Annotated in this window: 18 protein-coding genes; 4 read left to right on the top strand and 14 right to left on the bottom strand. The window is 73.7% G+C overall.

From position 1 onward, the window contains the following. Nucleotides 1-94: 94 nt before the first annotated feature. The 14 genes from ACZ7HT_RS25845 to ACZ7HT_RS25780 form a co-directional block, all read right to left on the bottom strand. Nucleotides 95-2,395: an ATP-binding cassette domain-containing protein gene (locus ACZ7HT_RS25845; RefSeq protein WP_471170275.1), complete on the bottom strand. Its 2,301-nt coding sequence runs from the start codon at nt 2,393-2,395 to the stop codon at nt 95-97. Nucleotides 2,396-2,473: 78 nt separating this feature from the next. After that, nucleotides 2,474-2,959, bottom strand: a complete 486-nt coding sequence (locus ACZ7HT_RS25840) for a glutathione peroxidase (RefSeq protein WP_471170272.1) — start codon at nt 2,957-2,959, stop codon at nt 2,474-2,476. A 165-nt stretch (nt 2,960-3,124) separates the two neighbouring features. Then, complete coding sequence (locus ACZ7HT_RS25835; protein WP_471170269.1) at nt 3,125-3,955, bottom strand: ABC transporter permease; 831 nt, start codon at nt 3,953-3,955, stop codon at nt 3,125-3,127. Next, entirely contained in the window at nt 3,952-4,941 is a 990-nt protein-coding gene (locus tag ACZ7HT_RS25830; RefSeq protein WP_471170267.1) for an ATP-binding cassette domain-containing protein, read from the bottom strand. The genes ACZ7HT_RS25835 and ACZ7HT_RS25830 overlap by 4 nt, the downstream gene beginning before the upstream one ends. An 87-nt stretch (nt 4,942-5,028) precedes the next feature. Beyond that, nucleotides 5,029-6,012: a dTDP-glucose 4,6-dehydratase gene (gene rfbB, locus ACZ7HT_RS25825; RefSeq protein ID WP_471170265.1), complete on the bottom strand. Its 984-nt coding sequence runs from the start codon at nt 6,010-6,012 to the stop codon at nt 5,029-5,031. Nucleotides 6,013-6,085: 73 nt separating this feature from the next. Then, complete coding sequence (locus ACZ7HT_RS25820) at nt 6,086-7,366, bottom strand: activator-dependent family glycosyltransferase (protein WP_471170263.1); 1,281 nt, start codon at nt 7,364-7,366, stop codon at nt 6,086-6,088. A 43-nt stretch (nt 7,367-7,409) separates the two neighbouring features. Beyond that, a complete protein-coding gene (locus ACZ7HT_RS25815; RefSeq protein WP_471170260.1) occupies nt 7,410-8,657 on the bottom strand; it encodes a cytochrome P450 family protein in 1,248 nt (415 codons plus the stop codon). 184 nt (nt 8,658-8,841) lie between these two features. Then, nucleotides 8,842-9,897 (bottom strand): acyltransferase domain-containing protein, encoded by a 1,056-nt coding sequence (locus ACZ7HT_RS25810; RefSeq protein ID WP_471170257.1) that lies wholly within the window; start codon nt 9,895-9,897, stop codon nt 8,842-8,844. Further along, nucleotides 9,894-10,928 carry a ketoacyl-ACP synthase III family protein gene (locus tag ACZ7HT_RS25805; RefSeq protein WP_471170254.1) on the bottom strand — a complete coding sequence of 345 codons (1,035 nt, stop codon included), beginning with the start codon at nt 10,926-10,928 and terminating at the stop codon, nt 9,894-9,896. Before ACZ7HT_RS25805 ends, ACZ7HT_RS25810 begins: the two co-directional genes overlap by 4 nt. Then, the gene (locus tag ACZ7HT_RS25800; RefSeq protein ID WP_471170251.1) at nt 10,925-12,148 is read right to left on the bottom strand and encodes a ketosynthase chain-length factor; all 1,224 of its coding nucleotides are present in this window, start codon (nt 12,146-12,148) and stop codon (nt 10,925-10,927) included. The genes ACZ7HT_RS25805 and ACZ7HT_RS25800 overlap by 4 nt, the downstream gene beginning before the upstream one ends. Then, nucleotides 12,145-13,413 carry a beta-ketoacyl-[acyl-carrier-protein] synthase family protein gene (locus ACZ7HT_RS25795; protein ID WP_471170248.1) on the bottom strand — a complete coding sequence of 423 codons (1,269 nt, stop codon included), beginning with the start codon at nt 13,411-13,413 and terminating at the stop codon, nt 12,145-12,147. The genes ACZ7HT_RS25800 and ACZ7HT_RS25795 overlap by 4 nt, the downstream gene beginning before the upstream one ends. Continuing rightward, nucleotides 13,410-13,745 carry an antibiotic biosynthesis monooxygenase family protein gene (locus tag ACZ7HT_RS25790; RefSeq protein ID WP_471170245.1) on the bottom strand — a complete coding sequence of 112 codons (336 nt, stop codon included), beginning with the start codon at nt 13,743-13,745 and terminating at the stop codon, nt 13,410-13,412. The genes ACZ7HT_RS25795 and ACZ7HT_RS25790 overlap by 4 nt, the downstream gene beginning before the upstream one ends. Before the next feature lie 126 nt (nt 13,746-13,871). Further along, nucleotides 13,872-14,792, bottom strand: coding sequence for a hypothetical protein (locus ACZ7HT_RS25785; RefSeq protein WP_471170367.1), 921 nt, complete (start codon nt 14,790-14,792; stop codon nt 13,872-13,874). A gap of 102 nt (nt 14,793-14,894) precedes the next feature. Then, nucleotides 14,895-15,458 carry a PadR family transcriptional regulator gene (locus tag ACZ7HT_RS25780; RefSeq protein ID WP_471170241.1) on the bottom strand — a complete coding sequence of 188 codons (564 nt, stop codon included), beginning with the start codon at nt 15,456-15,458 and terminating at the stop codon, nt 14,895-14,897. Nucleotides 15,459-15,713: 255 nt separating this feature from the next. On the opposite strand from ACZ7HT_RS25780, the gene ACZ7HT_RS25775 reads away from it, so the two are divergent. The 4 genes from ACZ7HT_RS25775 (at nt 15,714) to ACZ7HT_RS25760 (ending at nt 20,196) form a co-directional block, all read left to right on the top strand. Then, nucleotides 15,714-17,006: an activator-dependent family glycosyltransferase gene (locus tag ACZ7HT_RS25775; RefSeq protein ID WP_471170238.1), complete on the top strand. Its 1,293-nt coding sequence runs from the start codon at nt 15,714-15,716 to the stop codon at nt 17,004-17,006. A gap of 76 nt (nt 17,007-17,082) precedes the next feature. Further along, nucleotides 17,083-17,706, top strand: a complete 624-nt coding sequence (locus tag ACZ7HT_RS25770) for a dTDP-4-dehydrorhamnose 3,5-epimerase family protein (protein WP_471170235.1) — start codon at nt 17,083-17,085, stop codon at nt 17,704-17,706. Between the two features lie 8 nt (nt 17,707-17,714). After that, nucleotides 17,715-18,671 (top strand): NAD-dependent epimerase/dehydratase family protein, encoded by a 957-nt coding sequence (locus ACZ7HT_RS25765; protein WP_471170232.1) that lies wholly within the window; start codon nt 17,715-17,717, stop codon nt 18,669-18,671. A gap of 67 nt (nt 18,672-18,738) precedes the next feature. Next, the gene (locus ACZ7HT_RS25760) at nt 18,739-20,196 is read left to right on the top strand and encodes an NDP-hexose 2,3-dehydratase family protein (protein ID WP_471170229.1); all 1,458 of its coding nucleotides are present in this window, start codon (nt 18,739-18,741) and stop codon (nt 20,194-20,196) included. The last annotated feature ends 110 nt before the right edge of the window (nt 20,197-20,306 follow it).

Here is a 20,306-nt window from a genome sequence, read left to right as displayed (position 1 = left end):
AAAAATACTAGGAAAACACACCCCACCACACACCCCCCCCCCCCCTTCCCCCCCTCCCCCCCCCCCCCCCCCCCCCCCCCGCCTCCTTCGGAGGTCAGACCGACGGGAGGGGCCGGTCCAGGTACCGCCGCAGGTGCTCCGCAGTGTGAGAGTGCGGGGCCTCCAGGAGCTCGGCGGGGGTGCCGGTGAAGACGATCTCGCCACCGGTGTTGCCGCCCTCGGGGCCGAGGTCGATGACCCAGTCCGCCTGGGCGACGACGGCGAGGTCGTGCTCGATGACGACGACCGTGTTGCCCCGGTCGACGATCCGGTTGAGCAGGCCGAGCAGCATGTCGATGTCCGACAGGTGCAGGCCGGTGGTCGGCTCGTCGAGGATGTAGACGGTGCCCGAGCCGGAAAGCCGGTCGGCGAGCTTGAGCCGCTGCCGTTCGCCGCCGGAGAGGGTCGCGAGCGACTGCCCGAGCCCGAGGTAGCCGATGCCGGTCTCCATCAGCGAGCCGACCCGGGTGCGCAGCGGGCCCGACGGGAAGAACGAGGCGGCCTCCTCCGCCGACATCTCCAGCACGTCGGCGATGTTCTTGCCGCGCACGTGGTGGCGGAGGACCGACTCCTTGAAGCGGCGGCCCGCGCAGCTCTCGCAGTGGGTGGTGACCGGGTCCATGTAGGCGACCTCGGTGATGAGGACGCCGCGGCCCTCGCACTCCTCGCACGCGCCCTTGGAGTTGAAGCTGAACAGGCTCGCGTCCTCGCCGCTCGCCTTGGCGAAGAGCCTCCGGATCGGGTCCATCAGCTTGAGGTAGCTGGCCGGGGTGGAGCGGGAGGAGCGCGGGATGGACGACTGGTCGACGAAGACCGCGTTCGGGTACTGCTCGCGGAAGGCGTGGGCGATGAGCGAGCTCTTGCCGGCGCCCGCGACGCCGGTGACGGCGGTGAGGACGCCGGCCGGGATCTCGGTGGAGACGTTCTTCAGGTTGTGCACGCGGGCGTCGCGGACCGGCAGGGTCCGGCCGAAGGGGCGCGGGGTCTCCTTGAGCCCGCCGGTGCGCCGCAGCCCCTGTCCGGTGAGGGTGTCGGCCTCCTTCAGTTCGGCCTGGCTCCCCTCGAAGACGACGGTGCCGCCGTGCACGCCGGCCCGCGGGCCGATCTCGACGATGTGGTCGGCGACGGCCATCACGTCGGGGTCGTGCTCGACGACGAGGACGGTGTTGCCCTTGTCGCGCAGTGCCCGGATCAGTTCGTTGAGCCGGCTGACGTCGCGCGGGTGCAGACCGACGCTGGGCTCGTCGAAGATGTAGGTGAGGCCGGTGAGTTCGCTGCCGAGGTGGTTGACGAGCTTGAGGCGCTGACCCTCGCCGCCGGAGAGGCTGGAGGTGGAGCGGTCGAGGGTGAGATAGCCCAGGCCGATCGACTCGATCTGTTCCAGCGTCTCGCGGATGGTGGTGACGAGGGGCGTGTCAAGGCGCTCCTGGAGCGCGGCGACGACGCCGATGAGGTCGCTGACCTGCATCTGGGACCAGTCGGCGATGTTCCGGCCGTCGATCCGGGTGGCCAGGGCCTTCTGGTTGAGGCGGGCGCCTTCGCAGGTGGGGCAGCGGCCCTCGGTGAAGAACTCGGCCGCCGCGTCGCGGGCAGCCTTGCTCATGCCGGCCGAGTCGCGCTTGAGGTGGCGGCGGACGAAGCTGTCGACGAGCCCCTCGTACTTGAGGGCCAGGACGTTGCCGTTGGGGTAGGTGATCTCGACGGTGCCGCCGCTGCCGTGGAGGAGGGTGTGGAGCTCCTTCTCCGTGTAGTCGGCGATCTTCTTGTCGGCGTCGAGGTGCTCGTAGTGGGCGTAGAACTGCCAGCTGGTGCTGCCGACGGTGTGCCCGGGGAGCCGGATGGCGCCCTCCGCGATCGACCGGGAGCGGTCGATCATCAGCTCGGGGTTGGGGCGGCGGGCGCGGCCGAGCCCCTCGCACTCGGGGCACATGCCCTTGGGGTCGTTGAAGGAGTACAGCCAGGTTTGGCCGAGGCCGTCGTTGCCGTGGTTGGCGAAGAGGACGCGCATCACGGTGTAGACGTCGGTGACGGTGCCGACGGTCGAGCGGGCGTTGCCGCCGAGGGGGCGCTGGTCGACGACGACCGGGGTGGTGATCTTCGTGACGGCGTCGACGTGCGGGCGTTCGAACTTGGGGAGGTCGTGCCGGATGTTCCAGGGGAAGGTGGCGTTGAGCTGACGCTGGGCCTCCACGGCGACGGTGTCGAAGACCAGGGAGGACTTACCGGATCCGGAGACGCCGACGAAGACCGTGATCCGGTTCTTGGGGATGACGAGCGAGACGTTCTTCAGGTTGTTCTCCCGGGCACCGACGACCCGGATGCCCTCGTCCGGTGCGGTGGGCGGCGTCTGGTTCACGCATGGTCCTCTCTGTGTCGTGTGACGTGGCGTCGCGGGACGGACGCCGTGCGGTACGGCGGCGTCGGCCCTCCGGACTCATCGCAGCTGGGCGCGGACGGCCTTCAGCAGGGCGGGGTCCTGGGGGTCGACCGTGGGCGCGAAGCGGCCCACGGGGTGGCCGGCGGCGGAGACGAGGAACTTCTCGAAGTTCCAGCGCACGTCGCCGGTGTGGCCCTCCGGGTCGGCGAGCGGTGTGAGGGCCGTGTAGAGCGGGTGCCGGTCGGCCCCGTTGACCTCGGTCTTCTCCGTGTGAGGGAAGGTGATCCCGCGTACGGAGCAGTGGGCGGTGATCTCCTCGGCGGTGCCCGGCTCCTGTGCGCCGAACTGGTTGCAGGGCACGCCGACGACGACGAGGCCGTCCGCCCGGTGCTCGTGCGCGAGCGCCTCCAGGGCGGGGTACTGCCCGGCGGCGAGCGCGCACCCGGAGGCGACGTTGACGACGAGCAGGGGGCTGCCACGGTGGCGGCCGAGGAGGTCGGGGGTTCCGTCGAGTCCGGCGATGGGGATGTCGAAGAGCGTCATGTCCGCACGCTAGGCCGGGTCGGTCCGGGGCCGGTCGACTCCGCCTCGCGGGGCTCTCGGCGCCCGCTCGACGGAGGGGGCCTCCCGGGCCCCGGCACGGGGGCCCGGGAGGCGGGTGGGTGCGGGCCGTTCGGGGGTTGCCGGCCCGCACCCGGTCGGGATCCGCTACCGGCTCAGGGCGCGGTACTTGCGGACGGCGAGGGGGAAGAACACCAGGAGGATCAGGAGCGGCCAGACGAACGACATGAGCATGGCGTTCTCGGCGATCCAGGAGGTGCCCCCGACGCCCGGGTTGCCGAAGAGTTCACGGGTGGCGTGGGCGGTGGAGGAGAGCGGGTTCCATTCGGCGATCGCGCCGAGCCAGCCCGGCATCATCTCCGGGGAGGCGAAGGTGTTGGCGACGATGCCGAGCGGGAACAGCAGCGTGTAGACGGCGGAGGCCGCCTCCGGGGAGCTGATGACGAGGCCGAGGTAGATGCCGACCCAGAGCAGTGCGAACCGGAGCAGGAGGAGCAGGGCGAAGCCGCCGAGCGCCGGGGCGAAACCGTCGTGCCAGCTCCAGCCGGCGATGGCGCCGCATCCCATGAGGATGACGAGGACCACGCTGCTGTACAGCATGTTCACGATGGACTGGCCGAGGACGACCGATCCGGCGGACATGGGCATGGAGCGGAAGCGGTCCGTCACGCCCTTGGAGGCGTCGGCGGTGACGCCGGCCATGGTCTCGCCGATGCCGAAGGCCATCGACATGACGAACATGCCGGGCATCAGGTACTCCATGTAGTCCCCGCCGCCCTCGACCTGCATCCCGCTGCCGAAGATGCCGCCGAAGAGCAGGACCATCAGGATCGGGAAGGCGAGTCCGGCGAGGATCTGGGTGGGGTTGCGGGCCCAGTGGGACAGTCCGCGGAGGGTGAGCGTCCAGGAGTCGGCGAGGATCCAGCCCAGCTTGGCGACCGGACTGGTCGGCACCTTGGGGGCGATGATCGTGGTCACGAGGGGATGACCTCCTTGTCGCGCTGCTCGGCGGAGACGGCGGCCCCGTTGCCCGTCAGGCTGAGGAAGACCTCGTCGAGGGTCGGGCGGCGCAGGGCGATGTCCTCCGCCTCGATGTGGTTCTCGTCGAGGGCGCGGGCGACGGCGGTGAGGGCGGCGACCCGGTCCTTGACGACGGCGCCGACGCGGCGGTTGTCCGCGTCCACGTCGGGGGCGGCGCCGAGGAGCGAGCCGATGATCCGGCCGGCGGTGTCGAGCTCGTGCGGTCTGCGGAGCACGACCTCGATGCGGTCTCCGCCGAGCATGTTCTTGAGCTGGTCGGGGGTGCCGGTCTGGACGACCCGGCCGCCGTCGATCAGGGAGATCATGTCGGCGAGCTGGTCGGCCTCTTCGAGGTACTGCGTGGTGAGCAGCACGGTGCGCCCGTCGGCGACGAGGCCGCGGACGGACTCCCAGACGTCATTGCGCCCCCGGGGATCGAGGCCGGTGGTGGGCTCGTCGAGGAAGAGGACGCCGGGGGCGAGGATGAGGCTGGCGGCGAGGTCGAGGCGGCGCCGCATGCCTCCGGAGTACTGTTTGGCCGGCTTGTTCCCGGCCTCGGTGAGGCCGAAGCGCTCAAGGAGTTCGTCGGCGCGGAGCCGCGCGCTGCGCTTGCCGATGTGGTAGAGGCGGCCGAACATCACCAGGTTCTGACGGCCGCTCAAGTCCTCGTCGACGGCGGCGTGCTGGCCGAGCAGGCCGATCCGCTGCCGGACCTGGGCGGCCTGGGTGGAGACGTCGTAGCCGGCGACGCGGGCCGTTCCCCCGTCCGCCTTCAGCAGGGTGGACAGGACGCGGACCGCGGTGGTCTTGCCGGCGCCGTTGGGGCCGAGCAGTCCGTAGACCACGCCCCGCGGCACCTCTAGATCGAACCCGGAGAGGGCCTCCTTGTCGCCGTATTCCTTCCTCAGAGCCTCGGTCTTGATCGCCAGATCGGCGTCAGCCATGCCCACCCCTTCTTTCAGGCGCTCGCCTGAGTGCTCAAATTTGGGTACCCGGCGAGCATAGGGGAGGGCGCTCTGGATATTCAAGTTTTAGCAAGGGTGGCGCGGACCGGTGCCGGCGGCCTCCCAGTGGTCGCGGTGAGAGGCGTACCAGGCCACCGTCGCGGCCAGTTCGGCCTTGAGCGACCTGCGGGGCGCGTACCCGAGCTCGCGCCGGATCTTGGCGTCGTCCACCGCGTACCGGAAGTCGTGGCCCTTGCGGTCCTCGACCCGCTCCACCAGGTCCCAGCCCCGCCCGCACAGGTCCAGCAGCCGGGCGGTCATCTCCATGTTGCTGAGCGTGGTGCCGCCGCCCACGTTGTAGACCTCCCCGGCCCGGCCCCGGTCGAGCACCAGCCGTACCGCCTGGCAGTGGTCGTCGACGTGCAGCCACTCCCGGAGGTGGGATCCGTCCCCGTACAGCGGCACCGGCAGCCCGTCGAGGAGCCGGGTGACGAAGCGCGGGATCAGCTTCTCCGGATGCTGCCCGGGACCGTAGTTGTTGGCGCACCGGGTGATCCGCACATCGAGGCCGTGGGTACGGGCGTACGCGCGGGCGAGGAGGTCCGCGCCCGCCTTCGAGGCCGCGTACGGCGAGTTGGGGAGCAGCGGCTCCTCCTCGGTCCAGCGCCCCTCCGCGATCGACCCGTACACCTCGTCCGTGGAGACCTGGACGAAGGTCCCGACACCGTGCCGCAGCGCGGCGTCCAGCAGCGCCTGGGTGCCGAGCACATTGGTGCGGACGAACGCTTCGGCACCCTCCACCGAGCGGTCCACGTGCGACTCCGCGGCGAAGTGCACCACGGCGTCATGCCCCGGCACCACCTCGTCCAGCAGCGCCGAGTCGCAGATGTCGCCCCGGACGAAGGCCAGCCGCGGATGTCCCAGGGGCAGGTTGTTCAGCGTGCCCGCGTAGGTCAGCCGGTCCAGCGCGGTCACCCGGTCGCCCTCGTGCCCCGGCCAGACGCCGTCGAGGAGCGTGCGTACGAAGTGCGAGCCGATGAAACCGGCCGCGCCGGTCACCAGGATGTTCACGCCTGTTCCCTCCTGTCGTACGGCGGGCGGACGGGAGATCCGGCCCCGTCGCGCCCGCCCGCCGTGTGGGCCGTCACCGCCCGGCGGTCGCCGGACGGTGCCGTGCTGTCAGCTTCTCGAGGGCCGGCACGACCTCGTTGGGGGCCGGCGCCATCAGCATCGACCGGCGCAGCCGCTCCGCCCCCTCCCGGAAGGACGGCTCGTCCAGCACCCTGACGAGCTTGTCGCGGAGCACGTCCACGCTCAGCCCCTCCGAGTGCAGGTGAAGGCCCGCGCCCAGGTCCTCCAGGCGCTGCGCCCGGTAGATGGCGTCCCACATCCAGCCGAGCGCCACCTGCGGCACGCCGTAGGCGGCGGCCGTCGCCCAGGTGCCCGCGCCGCCGTGGTGGACGATCGCCGAGCAGGTCGGCAGCAGCGCCAGCATGGCGACGTGGTCCACCACCCTGATGTTGTCCGGGACCTTCGAGATCCCGGCCAGCTCGGTGTCGCTCAGGGTGGCGACGACCTCCACGTCCAGGTCGCCGACCGAGGCCAGCACCTCGTCGAGGTCGATGGCGTTCGGGAACTCCGTGTCCCGGATCGTCAGCCCCAGGGTCAGACAGACCCGGCGCCGCTCCGGCGGCTCGCGCAGCCACTTCGGGACGACGGCCGGACCGGGGCCGTTGTACGGGACGTACCGCATGGGCAGCCGGGGCAGGCCCAGCTCCATCCGCACCCCGGCGGGCATCTGGTCGACGGACCACTGCCCGGTGACGACGTCGGGGTCGAAGGCGGCCCCGTACCGGTCGAGGGTGAACGCGAGCCACTCCTCCATCGGGTCGTCGCGCAGCTCCGGCGGCAGCTCCGCCTGACGGCGGCGCAGCTCCAGGTGGGTGCGCGCGAACAGGTCGGGGAAGGCGAGCAGCCGGGCGTGCGCCGCCCCCGCCGCCTTCGCCGCGACGGCCCCCGCGAAGGTGAACGGTTCCCAGAGGACCAGGTCGGGACGCCAGAACCGGGCGTACTCCACCAGCCCGTCGATCATCGACTCGCTGTTGATCTGCGTGTAGAAGGTCGACGTCAGGATCGCGTCGGACGCCCGCAGGTAGTCGGTGCTCAACCGCTCGGGCCGGTTCTCCAGGTAGTCCCGGTCCAGGTGGTGCAGGAGCATCCCCTGCCCGACGGAGCGGATGACGTCGTCCATGCGGTGGTCCTCGCCCACCGGTACGGCGGTCAGACCGGCCCGGGTGACGGACTCGACCGCACCGGGCTGGACGGCGACCCGCACCTCGTGGCCGGCGGTGCGCAGCGCCCACGCCGGCGGCACGATCCCGTTGAGATGGGCGTCCTGGGCGAACGCCGTCAGCAGTACGCGCACCGCGCGCCTCCTTCCGTGGTGGGCGACGGGCGGACCGGGCGGCTCATGCGACGGGGAAGCGCAGCACACCGCGCAGGACGGCGGAACGGGAGCGGCGCAGCACCTCGGCGCCGATCCGCAGGGCGGGCCGCTGCTCGGCGAGGACGCGGACGGCCGCCTCCGTCTGGATCCGCACCAGGCCGGCGGTGACGGCGTCGGCCGGCCCGCCGGTACGGGTCAGCGAGAGCTCCCCGGGGCGCTCCGGGTCGAAGGCGCCGGGGTCCGGGAAGACCTCCGGGTCGCGGTTGGCCGCGTCGACGAGGACGACGACCCGCTTGCCCTCCTCGACGGTCCGTCCGTCGAGCTCGACGGACTCGCGGGCGATCCGGCTCTCGAAGCGGAGCGGCGGCGAGAGCCGCAGCGCCTCCCGTACGGCCCCGGCCGCACGGGACGGGTCACGGGTCAGGCGCTCCCACTGCCCGGGGTGGGCGAGGAGGGTCTCCACCGCGTTGCACACGGCGGTCGCGGTGGCCTCGACGCCGACGACGGCGACGAGCACGCCGATCGCGACCGCGTCCTCGGGGCTCGATCCGGGCAGCCCCGCGAGGCCGGTGGCGAGGCCGGAGGCGACCAGTGAGCCCAGCTCGTCGGAGAGCGCGGTCTCGGCCTCGAGGAAGGCGCGGGCGGCCGGGAGCTGCTGCGGGCAGTGACCGGCGTCGAAGGCCGTGGACAGTCCGGCGTGCAGCTCGGCGAGCCGTTCCCGGCCGCCGGCCGGCAGCCCGAGGAGCTCGGCGACCACGGTGAGCGCGGCGGGGACGGCGACGTCCCGGTACAGGTCGAAGCGGGCACCGGCGGCCGCGAGCGCCTCCCGGTAGGCGCGCTCCACGTCGGCGGTCCGGCCGGCCAGCGCGTCCGCGCCGAGGAGCGGGGCGCCGATCGCGGCGAGCCGCTCGTAGGCGGCGGGTTCGAGGTTGAGACGGGCGTCGTCGACGGGGACGACGTGGCAGAGCAGCGGGTCGTCCCAGACGTCGACGCCCGGGTGGTGCTGCGGGCCCTCCTCCGCGTGGCGTGCGGAGAAGCGGGGGTCGCCGAGGATCCGCGCGCCGAGCGCGTGGCTCGCGGTGACCCACGCGCCCGCCGCGCTCTCGTGCAGGCCCAGCTCGCGGGCGCGCTCGCCGTGGCTGAGCGGGTCGTCGTCGCCGGCGCGGAGGATCAGGGCGAAGGGATCGCCCTGGGCGCCGAAGATGAACTGGACGCCTCGGATGGTCAGCAGGTGGCGGCCCAGCTCGCTGTTGGTCTGCTCGGTCAGCATGACACCGTCCTGGGAAGGGACCCTCGGGTCCGGGGGTGGGCAGGTCTGGTACGTGACGCGCAGGTCCTGAACGTCCCGCGGTCCACGAGCCGTTGCGGTGGTACGGCACACGGCCTTCGTACGGGGAGGGCGGGAGAGCGCTTCCGACGCTAACCACGCCACCTCCAGGGGCACTCGACTCGGGCTACACCCCCCGTGGGTCCGTCCGCCCGGGCCGGAGCGGAGTCGGCCGGAGCCGTTCGGCCGCGGCGCGCACGGCGGCGAGGTCGGCCCCGGGCGGGCCGGCCGAGGCCGGCAGCAGCGGGACCGTGGTGGACCGGCCGGAGCGGACGGCCGGGTGCCGGCGGGCCAGCTGGGAGAGGCCCTGGCCGGGCCCGGCCTCGACGAGGACGAGGTCCCGGCCGTCGAGGAGGGCGTCGAGGGCGGGCCGGAAGAGCACCGGGTCGAGGGGCTGCCGGGACCAGAACCCGGGGTCCTTCGCCTCGGAGAGGGTCAGGTGGCGGGCGGTGTAGCCGGACACGACGGGGATGACGGGGGCGCCGACCGGCAGGGCGGCGATCCGGTCGTCGGCGCCCTCCATGGCGGGGGCGAGCGCCGGGCTGTGGAACGCGGTGGAGGCGGCGACCGGCCGCACCACGAAGCCGGCGGCCCGCAGTTCCCCGGTGGTGGCGCGCAGCGGTTCGGCGAGTCCGGCGAGCACGGTCTGGCGCGCAGCGTTGACGGCCGCGACGACGACCTCGCCGCCGAGCAGCGGGGCGATCTCCTCCGGGGCGGCGGCGACCGCGACCATGCCGCCGGGCGGGGTGTCCGCGAGCCGGGTGACACGGTCGTGGACGAGGGCGGCGGCGTCCCGCAGGGTGAAGACCCCGGCGAGGACGGCGGCGGCGACCTCGCCGATGCTGTGGCCGAGCAGGGCGACGGGTCGGACGCCCCAGTCGAGGACGAGCCGGCCGAGGGCGTAGTCGACGGCGAAGAGCAGGGGCTGGGAGCGGGTGACGTGGTCGATGACCGCGCTGTCCGGGCTGTCGAGCCAGTCCTCGCGCAGCCCGGTCGTCCGACGGCCGAGCGGACCGGGGGCGGCGAGCGCGGCCAGGGCCTCGTCCATGGCCTCGGTGAAGGCGGGCTCGACGCCGTGGAGTCCGGCGGCCATACGGACGTGCTGGGAGCCCTGGCCGGGCAGCAGCAGGGCGACGGGACGGTCGTCCGGGAGGCCGGCGGGCCGCGCCGCGGGGTCGGTCATCGGTCGCTCCAGGCGGGCTGGGTGAGGATCTCGACGACGGCGCAGGACCAGCTGAAGCCGGCGCCGACACCGAAGAGGAGGCAGGTGTCGCCGGGCCGGAGGAGTCCTCCGGAGGCGAGGTGGTCGAGTCCGGCGAAGGGGTCGCCGGCGCCGAGGTGTCCGACGGTGCGGCCCCAGGACCAGGTGGTGCGTTCGGGGTCGATGCCGAACTTGGCGAGGTAGGCGACGTGGAGCCGGCGGTGGCCGAGGTGGGGCAGGACGAAGCGGTCGACATCGCCGAGCCCGATTCCGGCCTCGGCGAGCGCCTGCTCGACCACCGTCTCCTGGCCGGCGGAGACCCGGGCGACGGCCGGGGACGTGCCGTAGCGGGCGAGGAAGTCCCGCTTGTGCGCCTCCAGGTCGACGACCGGCCGGTGGCCGAGCGGGGCGGCCGCGAAGGGGTCGTCGCCGCGGTGCATCCCCTCCAGGTCGGGGGCGGAGACGGTGGCGACGGAGCGGACGCGGGCGAAGCCGGAGCGCCGGGAGACGACGAGGGCGGTGCCGCCGTCGGCGTAGACGGTGCCGGGATCGCTGCGCCAGCGGTCGAAGCCGGGCGGGCAGAAGCGGTCGCCGGTGGTGAGCAGGGCGCCGGACCGTCCGGGGTCGGCGGCGAGGTAGGCCCAGGCCAGGTCGAGAGCGGCCATGCCGCCGTTGGAGACCTGCCGGATCTCCATCGCCGGGCTGTGGTTGCCGACGGAGTGGTGCTGGACGTACGAGGCGGGGGCCCAGATGTCGAAGCCCTGGTGGTAGAAGCTGGCGTGCAGCACCAGGTCGATGTCGGCGGGACCGGCCCCGGCCCGGGCGAGTGCGGTGCGCGCGGCCCGGGCGGCCATCTCGGGGCCGGCGTCGCCCGCGGAGACGGCGACCGACTCCATCCGGGTGGCGCGGGCGACGGCCGGGTCGCAGCGGCCGTCGGCGACGGCGTCGGCGACCCGTTCGGCGGGCGGCAGCCAGGTTCCGGTGCCCTGGACGTACAGCTGTCCGGTGTTCACGCGGCGGCTCCGGCGGGGACGGCGCGGTCCGCGGAGCGGACGACCAGGGCGCTGTTGAAGCCGTGGTGACCACGGGCGAGGACCAGGGCGGCGGTACCGGTGACGGGACGCGGCCGGTCCCTGACCAGATCGAGGCCGTACGCGTCGGGCACCCGGTCGACGCCGGGGGTCGGCGGGGCGAGTCCGTCGCGCAGGGCGAGCAGAGCGGTGACGACGTCGAGCGGTCCGGCGCCGGAGTAGAGGCGGCCGGTGCCCGTCTTGGGCACGGTGACGGGGACGCCGCGGGGGCCGAAGACCTCGGCGAGCACGGCGGCCTCGGCAGCGTCCGGTTCGGGCCGGCCGGCGCCGTCGGCGAGGACGAGCGCGATCTCCCCGGGGGCCGTGCCGGCGTCGGCGAGGGCTTGTTCGACGGCGCGCCGCAGGGTTGGCGGGCGGCCGGACCCGGGGCGGGGGTCGAAGGTGGAGCCGAAGCCGGCGATCTCGCCGTACGGGTGGCGGCCGCGTTCGCGCGCGTGCTCGGCGCTCTCCAGGACGAGCATGGCGCCGCCCTCGCCGGGGAGGTGCCCGTCGGCGCGCCTGTCGAAGGGGCGGTACGCGCCGGGGCTGAGCCGGCCGCCGGCGAGCTGGGCGGCCATGCCGTACGGGCAGAGCGAGCAGTCCAGGCCGCCGGCGAGCATCAGCCGGGTGCCGGAGCGGACCTGACGGCGGGCGTGGGCGATCGCGTCGAGGCCGCCGGCCTGTTCGCCGACGAAGACGCCGGTGGGGCCGCTGAGTCCGTGCCGGATGGAGATCTGACCGGTGTTGACGGCGTAGAACCAGGCGAAGGACATGTAGGCGCTGACCTTCTTGGGAGACTCGCCCCACAGGTGCTGGAGTTCGCGCTGTCCGAAACCGAAGCCGCCGGAGGCGCCGGCGGTGACGACACCCCGGTCCAGCGGGGGGATGGCGTCCAGGTCGACGGCCGCGTCGGCGACGGCCCAGTCGGCGGCGGCGAGGGCGAACTGGGTCATGCGGTCGGTCTGCGGGACGAGCCGGCTGGGCAGGTGGTCGGCCGGGTCGAAGCCGGTGACCTCGCCGGCGTACCGGGTGGGGTAGCGGTCGGGGTCGAAGGCGCGGATGCGGCGGATGCCGGACGCGCCGCGGAGGGTCGCCGCCCAGTAAGGGCCGAGTCCCAGGCCGGTGGGGGCGACGACGCCCATGCCGGTGACGACGACGTTCACGCGGCCCTCCCCTCGGGGAGGCGCAGGACCATGGCGCTCTGGAAGCCGCCGAAGCCGCTGCCCACCGTGAGCGCGCTGTCCATGCGGGTCTCCCGGGCGTGCAGCGGCACGTAGTCCAGGTCGAGTTCGGGGTCCTGGTCGTGGAGGTTGGCGGTGGGCGGGATGACGCCGTGGGTGAGGGCGAGCGCGGTGGCGGCGATCTCGATGGAGCCGATGGCGCCCAGGGAGTGGCCGATCATCGACTTGATGGAGCTGACCGGGACGCGGGCGGCGTGGGCGCCGAGGGCGCGCTTGAGGGCGGCGGTCTCGTGCACGTCGTTCTGCCGGGTGGCGGTGCCGTGGGCGTTGACGTAGCCGAGGGCGTCGGCGGGGAGCCGGGCCTCGGCGAGGGCGTCGGTGACGGCGGCGGCCAGTTCCCGTCCGTCGGGGCGGAGTCCGGTCATGTGGTGGGCGTTGCCGTGGGAGGCGTAGCCGGCGATCTCGGCGTGGACGCGGGCGCCCCGGCGGCGGGCGGCGGTCAGCTCCTCCAGGACGAGGACGGCGGCGCCCTCGCCGAGGACGAAGCCGTTGCGGGTCCGGTCGAAGGGGCGGAGCGCGGTCGCCGGGTCGTCGTTGCGGGGCGAGGTGGCGCGGATGGCGTCGAAGCAGGCGACGGTGATCGGGGAGATCGGGGCGTCGGTCGCTCCGGCGATCATCACGTCGGCGGCGCCCTCGCGGATGAGGGTGGCGGCGTGCCCGACCGAGTCGAGGCCGGAGGTGCAGCCCGCGGAGACGACGGTGCAGGGGCCTTCGGCGCCGGCCGCCCAGGCGAGTTCGGCCGCCATGGAGCTGGGCACGAAGTGGTCGTAGAGGCGGCTGCCGGCGGCGGTGTGGTCGACGAGCCACTCCCGGCCGCCGCCGCTGAGGGCGAGGTACTCCTGCTCCAGCTTCTGGGTGCAGCCGACGGCGCTGCCGAGGCTGACGCCGGTGCGGTGGGCCCGGTCGGGGTCGACGACGAGACCGCTGTCGGCGACCGCCTCGCGCAGCGCGGCGAGGGCGAACAGGGCGGCGCGGTCGAGCTGTTCGACGTGCTCGCCGACGAGACCGTGCTCGACGGGGTCGAAGTCGCACTCGGCCGCGATCCGGGAGCGGAAGGGGGCCGGGTCGAACAGGCTGATGGGCCGGGTCGCGGTGCGGCCGGCGGTGACGGTGTCCCAGAACTGCTTGGTCCCGATGCCGCCGGGGGCGATCACGCCGATGCCGGTGATGGCGACGCGCCGGGTCATCGGGTCTCCGCGGTGACGCTGCGGCGCTCGACGTAGAGGTTCGAGCTGCTGGTGCTGACCGCCCGCAGGGCCTGGGCGTGCGGGGCGAACCCGGCGTCGGTGACGGCGGCGCGGAAGGCGTCCGGGTCGCTCCAGCGGGCGATGTTGACGTACCGGTCGGGTTCGTCCACGTGGCGGACGAGGGTGTAGCCGAGGAAGCCGGGCCGGTCCTCGAGGAACCGGGCGGTGCGGGCGAAGATCTCCTCGAACATCTCGGGGCTGGTGTGGAGCGTGAAGCTGTTGACGAACGTGGCCGGGCCGCTCGTGGTGGGGCCGGGCTGCTCAGCTGACATGGCAGCGGTCTCCTCATCGTCCGGGAGTCCGGCGGCGACTGTGCCGGGACGGAGCTGCCACCCTCGGCGACGTGGCTCGCGGGGCCCTAGCGGAGACCTAGAAGATGGCTGGACGGCGCCCTTGCGTCAGCGTCCCGAGCGGCCCACGGGGAGCGAGGTGCCGAGGTCGCGGCGCCATGCCTGGCTCAGTCCGGCGGTGGCGGCCAGGCTGTTCCAGCCCGCCAGGTCGTCGGAGCGGTAGTGGACGACGTCGGCGCCGGCGCGGCGGGGCAGGGCGCGGCCCGCGACGATCTCGCCGAGGGTGAGGCAGCCGGACGGGCCGGTGGCCGGTGGCCGTCCGGCGGGGGCGAGGCGGACGCTGCGGACGGCGGGACGGGCGGGCCGGGGCGGGCGGGTGGTGTCGGTCTGGTCGATGAGGAGGGCGCCGGCGGTGAGCCAGTCGGCGCGGACCGGCGGGTGGCCGCCGGTGGCGACGACGACGTCGGCGTGCCGGGCCCCGGCGCGGGGGTCGTCGGAGGCGAGGACGGTGAGGCCGGTGTGCCGGCTGGCGGCGAGCGCGAAGTTCCTGGTGCGGGCCCGGTCGCGGCCGACGACGCGGACGACGGCGAGGGAGGGGAGGGCGCGGCGCAGGACGAGGAGGGAGGCCCATGCCTGTTCGCCGGCGCCGAAGAGGCCCAGGGCCTGCGGGCCGGGGGGCGCGAGGTAGCGGGCGGCGAGGCCGGAGGGGACGGCGGCGCGCCAGCCGTCGAGGGCTCCGGCGTCGGCGAGGCCGAGGAGCGAGCCGTCGTCGGCGAGGACGAGTTCGACCCGGCCGGCGGCGGGGGCCGCGGGCGACGAGGGGTCGATCCGGAGGGTGGAGCAGGGGCCGAGGGGGCCGGGGGAGTAGGGCCGGGCGGTGAGCCGTAATCGACTGGAGGGGACGTCGACGAGGGTGTCGGCGCAGGGGGCGCGGCGGGAGCCGAGGAGCAGCCGCTGGACGTCGGCGAAGCGTTCCTCGAGGAAGGCCTCGTCGTCGAAGACGTCGTCCACGTCCTGCGGGCTCAGCATGATCGGCACGGTGATGTCCTCCTGGGTCCGGCACCATGAGTGCACAAACTTGAGTACCACCTGGCGTCCGGTCGCTCCACCGGCGGGGTCGCCCCCGGAGCCTCAGGAGGCCGAATTCTCCCCGTACATCACGTACGCTCCCGCTTCCAGACGGTCGATCAGCCCCTGGGCCCACACGGCCTGGCTGGCGGCGCTGTGCTCCCACAGCCCGATCAGCTCCCGCACATGGGCACGGTCCGGCTGCTCGCTCGCCGTCTCGTCCACCCGGTCGACCACCCCGCCCTGACGGGCCGAGAGCGAGGCGATCCGCTCCCTCAGGAGACCGATCGCCTCCTCGCGGGGCAGGGAGGGCAGCAGGACGACCGCCGCCCCGAGCATGTCCGGGCGGTTGTTGCCCAGTCTCAGCGCGTCGCGGAGCAGGCGGAGGAACTCCTCCTCGCCCGCCGGCGTGATCTCGTAGTCCACCCGGCCCGGCCAGTCGGGGATGTCGGTGAAGGTCAGCAGCCCTTCCTTGGCCAGCTGGCGCAGCGCGTGGTAGATCGAGCCGAACTTGATGTGGGCCCACTCGTCCGCGCCCCAGGAGACCAACTCGGAACGGACCAGGTAGCCGTGCGCTTTGCCGTGCATCCGCATGACCCCGAGGACCAGCAATCGTGTGGCTGACATGGTCTCCCTGCTGCATGTCCGAAGTGATTCCGGCGCGGGACCGGAACCGGCACTCCGCACGTGGCCGGAGTCCGCCGACCGGATTCCAAGGTAGTGCATGACCTGCTGTTCTCCAGGCGGCAGGTACCCGTCGGAATCGCGCGCGGGCCCCGGTCGAGTGCCCCTGCAACGACTCTCGACCGACGTACGAGGCCGTGGTCCGAGGGTGGTGCGGACGTCGGACACAGACAGGCCTTCGCCGGAACAGGGGTAGGGATGCGGGTACTCTTCACCACCTTCGCCGCCAAGTCGCACATGCATGCGCAGGTCTCGCTGGCCTGGGCCCTGCGGGCCGCGGGACACGACGTCCGGATCGCGAGCCATCCGGACCTCGCCGAGGAGATCACGAAGACCGGGCTGACCGCCGTCGGCGTCGGCGAGGAGCTCCACCTCGACGAGCAGATGCAGGAGACCCAGGAGAACATCGGGCAGGACGTCGACCAGCTGGAGAGCCAGGCACAGGTCGGCCTCGACATGAGCGAGACCCGCCCGGAACGCCTCACCCCGGAGTACACGCTGGGCGTGTTCACCGCCATGACCTCCGTGGTCTTCCAGAACTGCTGCTCCGACCGGATGGTCGACGAGCTCGTCGAGCACTGCCGCTCCTGGAAGCCCGACCTCGTCCTCTGGGACACCCTGACCTTCGCGGGCGCCATCGCCGCGATCGCCACCGGCACCGCCCACGGCCGGGTCATGTTCGGCATGGACCTGGCGGGCAACATGCGCCAGACCTTCCTGGAGCAGCTCGCCTCCCGGCCCCCCGAGCAGCGCGACGACCCGCTCCGCGAGTGGCTCACCTGGAGCCTGGAGCGGCACGGCGCCTCCTTCGAGGAGGCCGCGGTCACCGGTGACTTCACCGTCTGCCCGATGCCCCGGTCGATGCGCCTCCCCGTCGACCTGGACTACGTGCCGATGCGGTACGTGCCGTACAACGGCCAGTCCACGGTGCCGCGTTGGCTCCAGGAACCGCCCAGGCGCGGCCGCCGGGTCTGCCTCACCCTCGGCGTCGCCCACCGCGAGGTGCTCGGCAGCGACCGGGCCTCCATCGGGGACCTCCTCGAGGCGGTCGCCGGCCTCGACGACGTCGAGGTCGTCGCCACCCTCGACAAGAACCAGCTCAAGGACCTCGACACCGTCCCGGACAACGTCCGGGCCGTCGACTTCGTGCCGCTCGACGCGCTCCTGCCGACCTGCGACGCGGTCATCCACCACGGCGGCGCCGGCAGCTTCGGCACCGCGATGATCCACGGCATCCCCCAGCTCATCGTCGTCGACGGCGTCTGGGACACCATCAACAAGGCCCGCTACCTCGAAGCCCACGGCGCCGGCCTCTACGTGCCGGGCAAGCTCAGCGCCAAGGGCCTGCGCGAGCTCCTCGTCCGGCTCCTGGAGGAGCCGGGGTTCAAGCGCAACGCCATGGCCCTGCGGCGCGAGGCGCTCGCCGCCCCGGCTCCGGCGCAGGTCGTTCCCACACTGGAGCGGCTCGCCGTCGAGCACCGCCGCCGGTGACCGGCCCGGCCGCGGCTCCGGCGGCGCCCCCGGAACCCCCGACGTACCCGACTACCCCCGGACGGTGAACCGAACGATGCAGGTCCGAAGTCTCAAGGTCGAGGGGGCGTACGAGTTCACCCCCCGCCAATTCGCCGACCAGCGCGGCCTCTTCGTCTCCCCCTTCCAGCAGGAGGCGTTCGCCGAGGCCCTGGGACGCCCCGGCTTCCCGGTCGCCCAGACCAACCACAGCGTCTCCCGCCGCGGCACCATCCGCGGCATCCACTTCACGGTGACCCCGCCCGGCACCGCCAAGTACGTGTACTGCGCGAGCGGCCGGGCCGTCGACATCGTCGTCGACCTACGGGTCGGCTCGCCCACCTTCGGCCGGTGGGACGCGGTCGAGATGGACCAGCTCCACTTCCGCGCCTCGTACTTCCCGGTCGGCGTCGGGCACGCCTTCGTCGCCCTTGAGGACGACACCGTGATGTCGTACATGCTCACCGGCGCCTACGTCGCCGAGCACGAACTCGCCCTCGACGTCTTCGACGAGGACCTGGGCATCACCCTCCCCTCCGGCCTCGACGTCGTGCAGTCGGACCGCGACCGGGAGGCCCTCTCCTTCGCCGAGGCCCGCGACAAGGGCATCCTCCCCGACTACACCGTCTCCCGGGCGGTCGAGGACCGGCTCTGGCCCTCCGGCTCCGGCGGCCCGCGCTGAGCGCCCCCATGGAGCCCGACCCGAAGGGCGGGCCCGCCGGCACGGTCGCGGTGCTCGGTGCCACCGGATCCGTCGGACGCACCGTCTGCGCCGAACTCCTCCGGACCGGGCACCGGGTGCTCGCCGTCGCCCGCCGCCCCGCCCCGCACACCCGCGCCCTCGTCCGCCTCGACGTCGCCACCGCCGCACCCGCCCGGCTCGCCGCCCTCCTCGACGCGCACGCGGTGACGGCGGTCGTCAACGCCACCGGCGGCTGGGGCACCACCGCCGAGAGCATGCGCAGCGCCCACGTCGACCTGCCGCGACGGCTCGCCGACGGCTGCGCCGCGACCGGCCGGCGGCTGCGCGTCGTCCAGATCGGCTCGATCCACGAGTACGGCCCCGTCGAGGACGGCGTTCTCATCGGCGAGGACCACGCCCCCGGCCCGCTGACCCCGTACGGCGCCACCAAACGCGCCGGCTCCGAGCACCTGCTCACCGAGTCGCGCACCGGCCGGATCGACGCGCTCGTCCTGCGGGCCGTCAACGTCTGCGGACCGCACACCACCACCGCGAGCTTCCTCGGCGTCGTCGCGGAGCGGCTGCGCGCCCTCTCACCGGGCGGGACGCTCACCCTCGACGTCGCCGCCGCCCGCCGCGACTTCGTCGACGTGCGGGACCTGGCCAGGGCGGCGGTCGCGGCGGTCGCCGCGCCCGGCCGGAGCCGGGTGGTCAACATCGGGCGCGGGGAGGCGGTGCCGATGGCCGACCTCGTCGCCGTCCTCGTCAAGGTGTCGGGGGCCGACCCCTCCGCCGTGCGGCTGCGCCCGGCGGAGGTCGCCAGCAAGGGCGGAAGCTGGACCTGTGCCGACATCGCCCTGGCCGCCGACCTCCTCGGCTGGCGGCCGCTGATCCCCCTCGACGCGTCGCTGCGCGCGATGTGGGACGCGGCCGGGGACGCCGAGCCGGCGGGAGGGACCGGATGAACCGGCCGAGCCGGACACACGCGCGGAGAACGCGGAGAACCCGACGGAACGGCCCGAGGAGGCTTCGGTGAACGTCCCCCTTCCCCTCCCGCACCCCGGCGCGCGGCCGTCGCGGGCGGACACCGCACGGTGGATCGACGACTCCGCCCGGCTGCGCTCGACCGGGCCCCTCGGCGACCTGTCGGACTTCCCCGACTGGTTCGCCGGCCACGCCCGGAGGGCCTACACCCGGGTCGAACGGGTCGGGCTCGACGAGCTCGACGGCTGGGTCACCGACCCGGCCACCGGCGACCTCGGGCACCACACCGGCCGCTTCTTCACCGTGCACGGAGTGGCGGTGGAGCACCAGGGCGCGCCGGTGCCCCGGTGGGCGCAGCCGATCATCCTCCAGCCCGAGATCGGCATCCTCGGCCTGCTGGTGAGCAGGATCGACGGGGTGCTGCACGCCCTCGTGCAGGCCAAGGTCGAACCCGGCAACGCCAACGGGCTCCAGGTCTCCCCGACCGTGCAGGCCACCCGCAGCAACTACACACGGGTGCACCAGGGGCTGGCCGTGCCGTACGTGGAGCACTTCCTCGACGCGCACCGGCGGCCGGGTGTGCTGGCCGACGTGCGCCAGTCGGAGCAGGGCTCCTGGTTCTACCGCAAGCGCAACCGCAACATGGTGGTCGAGCTGCTGGAGCCGGTCGAGGCCCGGGAGGGCTACCGCTGGCTGACGATCGGCCAGATCCACGAGCTGCTGGGGCGCGAGGACACCATCAACATGGACTGCCGGACCGTGCTGTCCTGCCTGCCGTTCACCGCCCCCGGAGCGGACGCGGACGACGACCCGGACCCCTTCCGGCGGGCGCTCCGGTGCTCCGGCGACCCCGCGGCGGGCAGCGTCCACACCATGGAGGAGATCCTCGGCTGGATCACCGACCGCCGGGCGGGCGAGGACCTGACGGTCCGCCGGACCCCCCTGGACGGCCTCACCGGCTGGACCCGCGACAAGGACCGGATACGCCACGACACCGGCGCCTTCTTCGACGTCATCGGCGTCCGGGTGGAAGCCGGCGGGCGCGAGGTGCGGCACTGGAACCAGCCGATGATCGAGCCGGTGGGCCGGGGGGTGATCGCCTTCCTCACCCGGCGGATCGACGGGGTGCTGCACGTCCTGGTCCACGCGCGCGTGGAGCCCGGGTTCAGCGACGTGGTGGAGCTGGGACCGACCGTGCAGTGCGTGCCGGAGAGCTACACGGGCCTCCCCGACGGGGCGCTGCCGCGGTTCCTCGACGCGGTGCTGGACGCGGACCCCGCGGCGGTGCGGTACGACACGGTCCTCTCGGAGGAGGGCGGCCGGTTCCACCGGGCGCTCAACCGGTACCTCGTCGTCGAGGCCCCGGACGGCCTGGACGCCGCGTCACCCGCCCACCGGTGGGTGACCCTGCACCAGCTGTCGGAGCTGCTGCGGCACAGCCACTACGTCAACGTGCAGGCCCGGAGCCTGGTCGCCTGCCTGCACAGCCTGTACTACGCCGGCTGAGCCCGGCCGCACGCGCGGGGGGGGGGGGGGGGGGGGGGGGGGGAGGGAGGGGGGGGGGGGGGGGGAGGGGAGGGGGGGGGGGGGGGGGGGGGGGAGGGGGGGGGGGGGAT

Source organism: Streptomyces sp. NPDC037410, assembly GCF_055602235.1.
This window is presented reverse-complemented; position numbering and strand designations above follow the sequence as displayed.

Excerpts from the sequence above, each read along its gene's own strand:
- ACZ7HT_RS25790 (WP_471170245.1), bottom strand. The coding sequence starts at position 13,745 with ATGTCAGCTGAGCAGCCCGGCCCCACCACGAGCGGCCCGGCCACGTTC.
- ACZ7HT_RS25765 (WP_471170232.1), top strand. The coding sequence starts at position 17,715 with ATGGAGCCCGACCCGAAGGGCGGGCCCGCCGGCACGGTCGCGGTGCTC.
- ACZ7HT_RS25795 (WP_471170248.1), bottom strand. The coding sequence starts at position 13,413 with ATGACCCGGCGCGTCGCCATCACCGGCATCGGCGTGATCGCCCCCGGC.
- ACZ7HT_RS25770 (WP_471170235.1), top strand. The coding sequence starts at position 17,083 with ATGCAGGTCCGAAGTCTCAAGGTCGAGGGGGCGTACGAGTTCACCCCC.
- ACZ7HT_RS25775 (WP_471170238.1), top strand. The coding sequence starts at position 15,714 with ATGCGGGTACTCTTCACCACCTTCGCCGCCAAGTCGCACATGCATGCG.
- ACZ7HT_RS25830 (WP_471170267.1), bottom strand. The coding sequence starts at position 4,941 with ATGGCTGACGCCGATCTGGCGATCAAGACCGAGGCTCTGAGGAAGGAA.
- ACZ7HT_RS25815 (WP_471170260.1), bottom strand. The coding sequence starts at position 8,657 with ATGCTGACCGAGCAGACCAACAGCGAGCTGGGCCGCCACCTGCTGACC.
- ACZ7HT_RS25810 (WP_471170257.1), bottom strand. The coding sequence starts at position 9,897 with ATGACCGACCCCGCGGCGCGGCCCGCCGGCCTCCCGGACGACCGTCCC.
- ACZ7HT_RS25840 (WP_471170272.1), bottom strand. The coding sequence starts at position 2,959 with ATGACGCTCTTCGACATCCCCATCGCCGGACTCGACGGAACCCCCGAC.
- ACZ7HT_RS25785 (WP_471170367.1), bottom strand. The coding sequence starts at position 14,792 with ATGCTGAGCCCGCAGGACGTGGACGACGTCTTCGACGACGAGGCCTTC.
- ACZ7HT_RS25780 (WP_471170241.1), bottom strand. The coding sequence starts at position 15,458 with ATGTCAGCCACACGATTGCTGGTCCTCGGGGTCATGCGGATGCACGGC.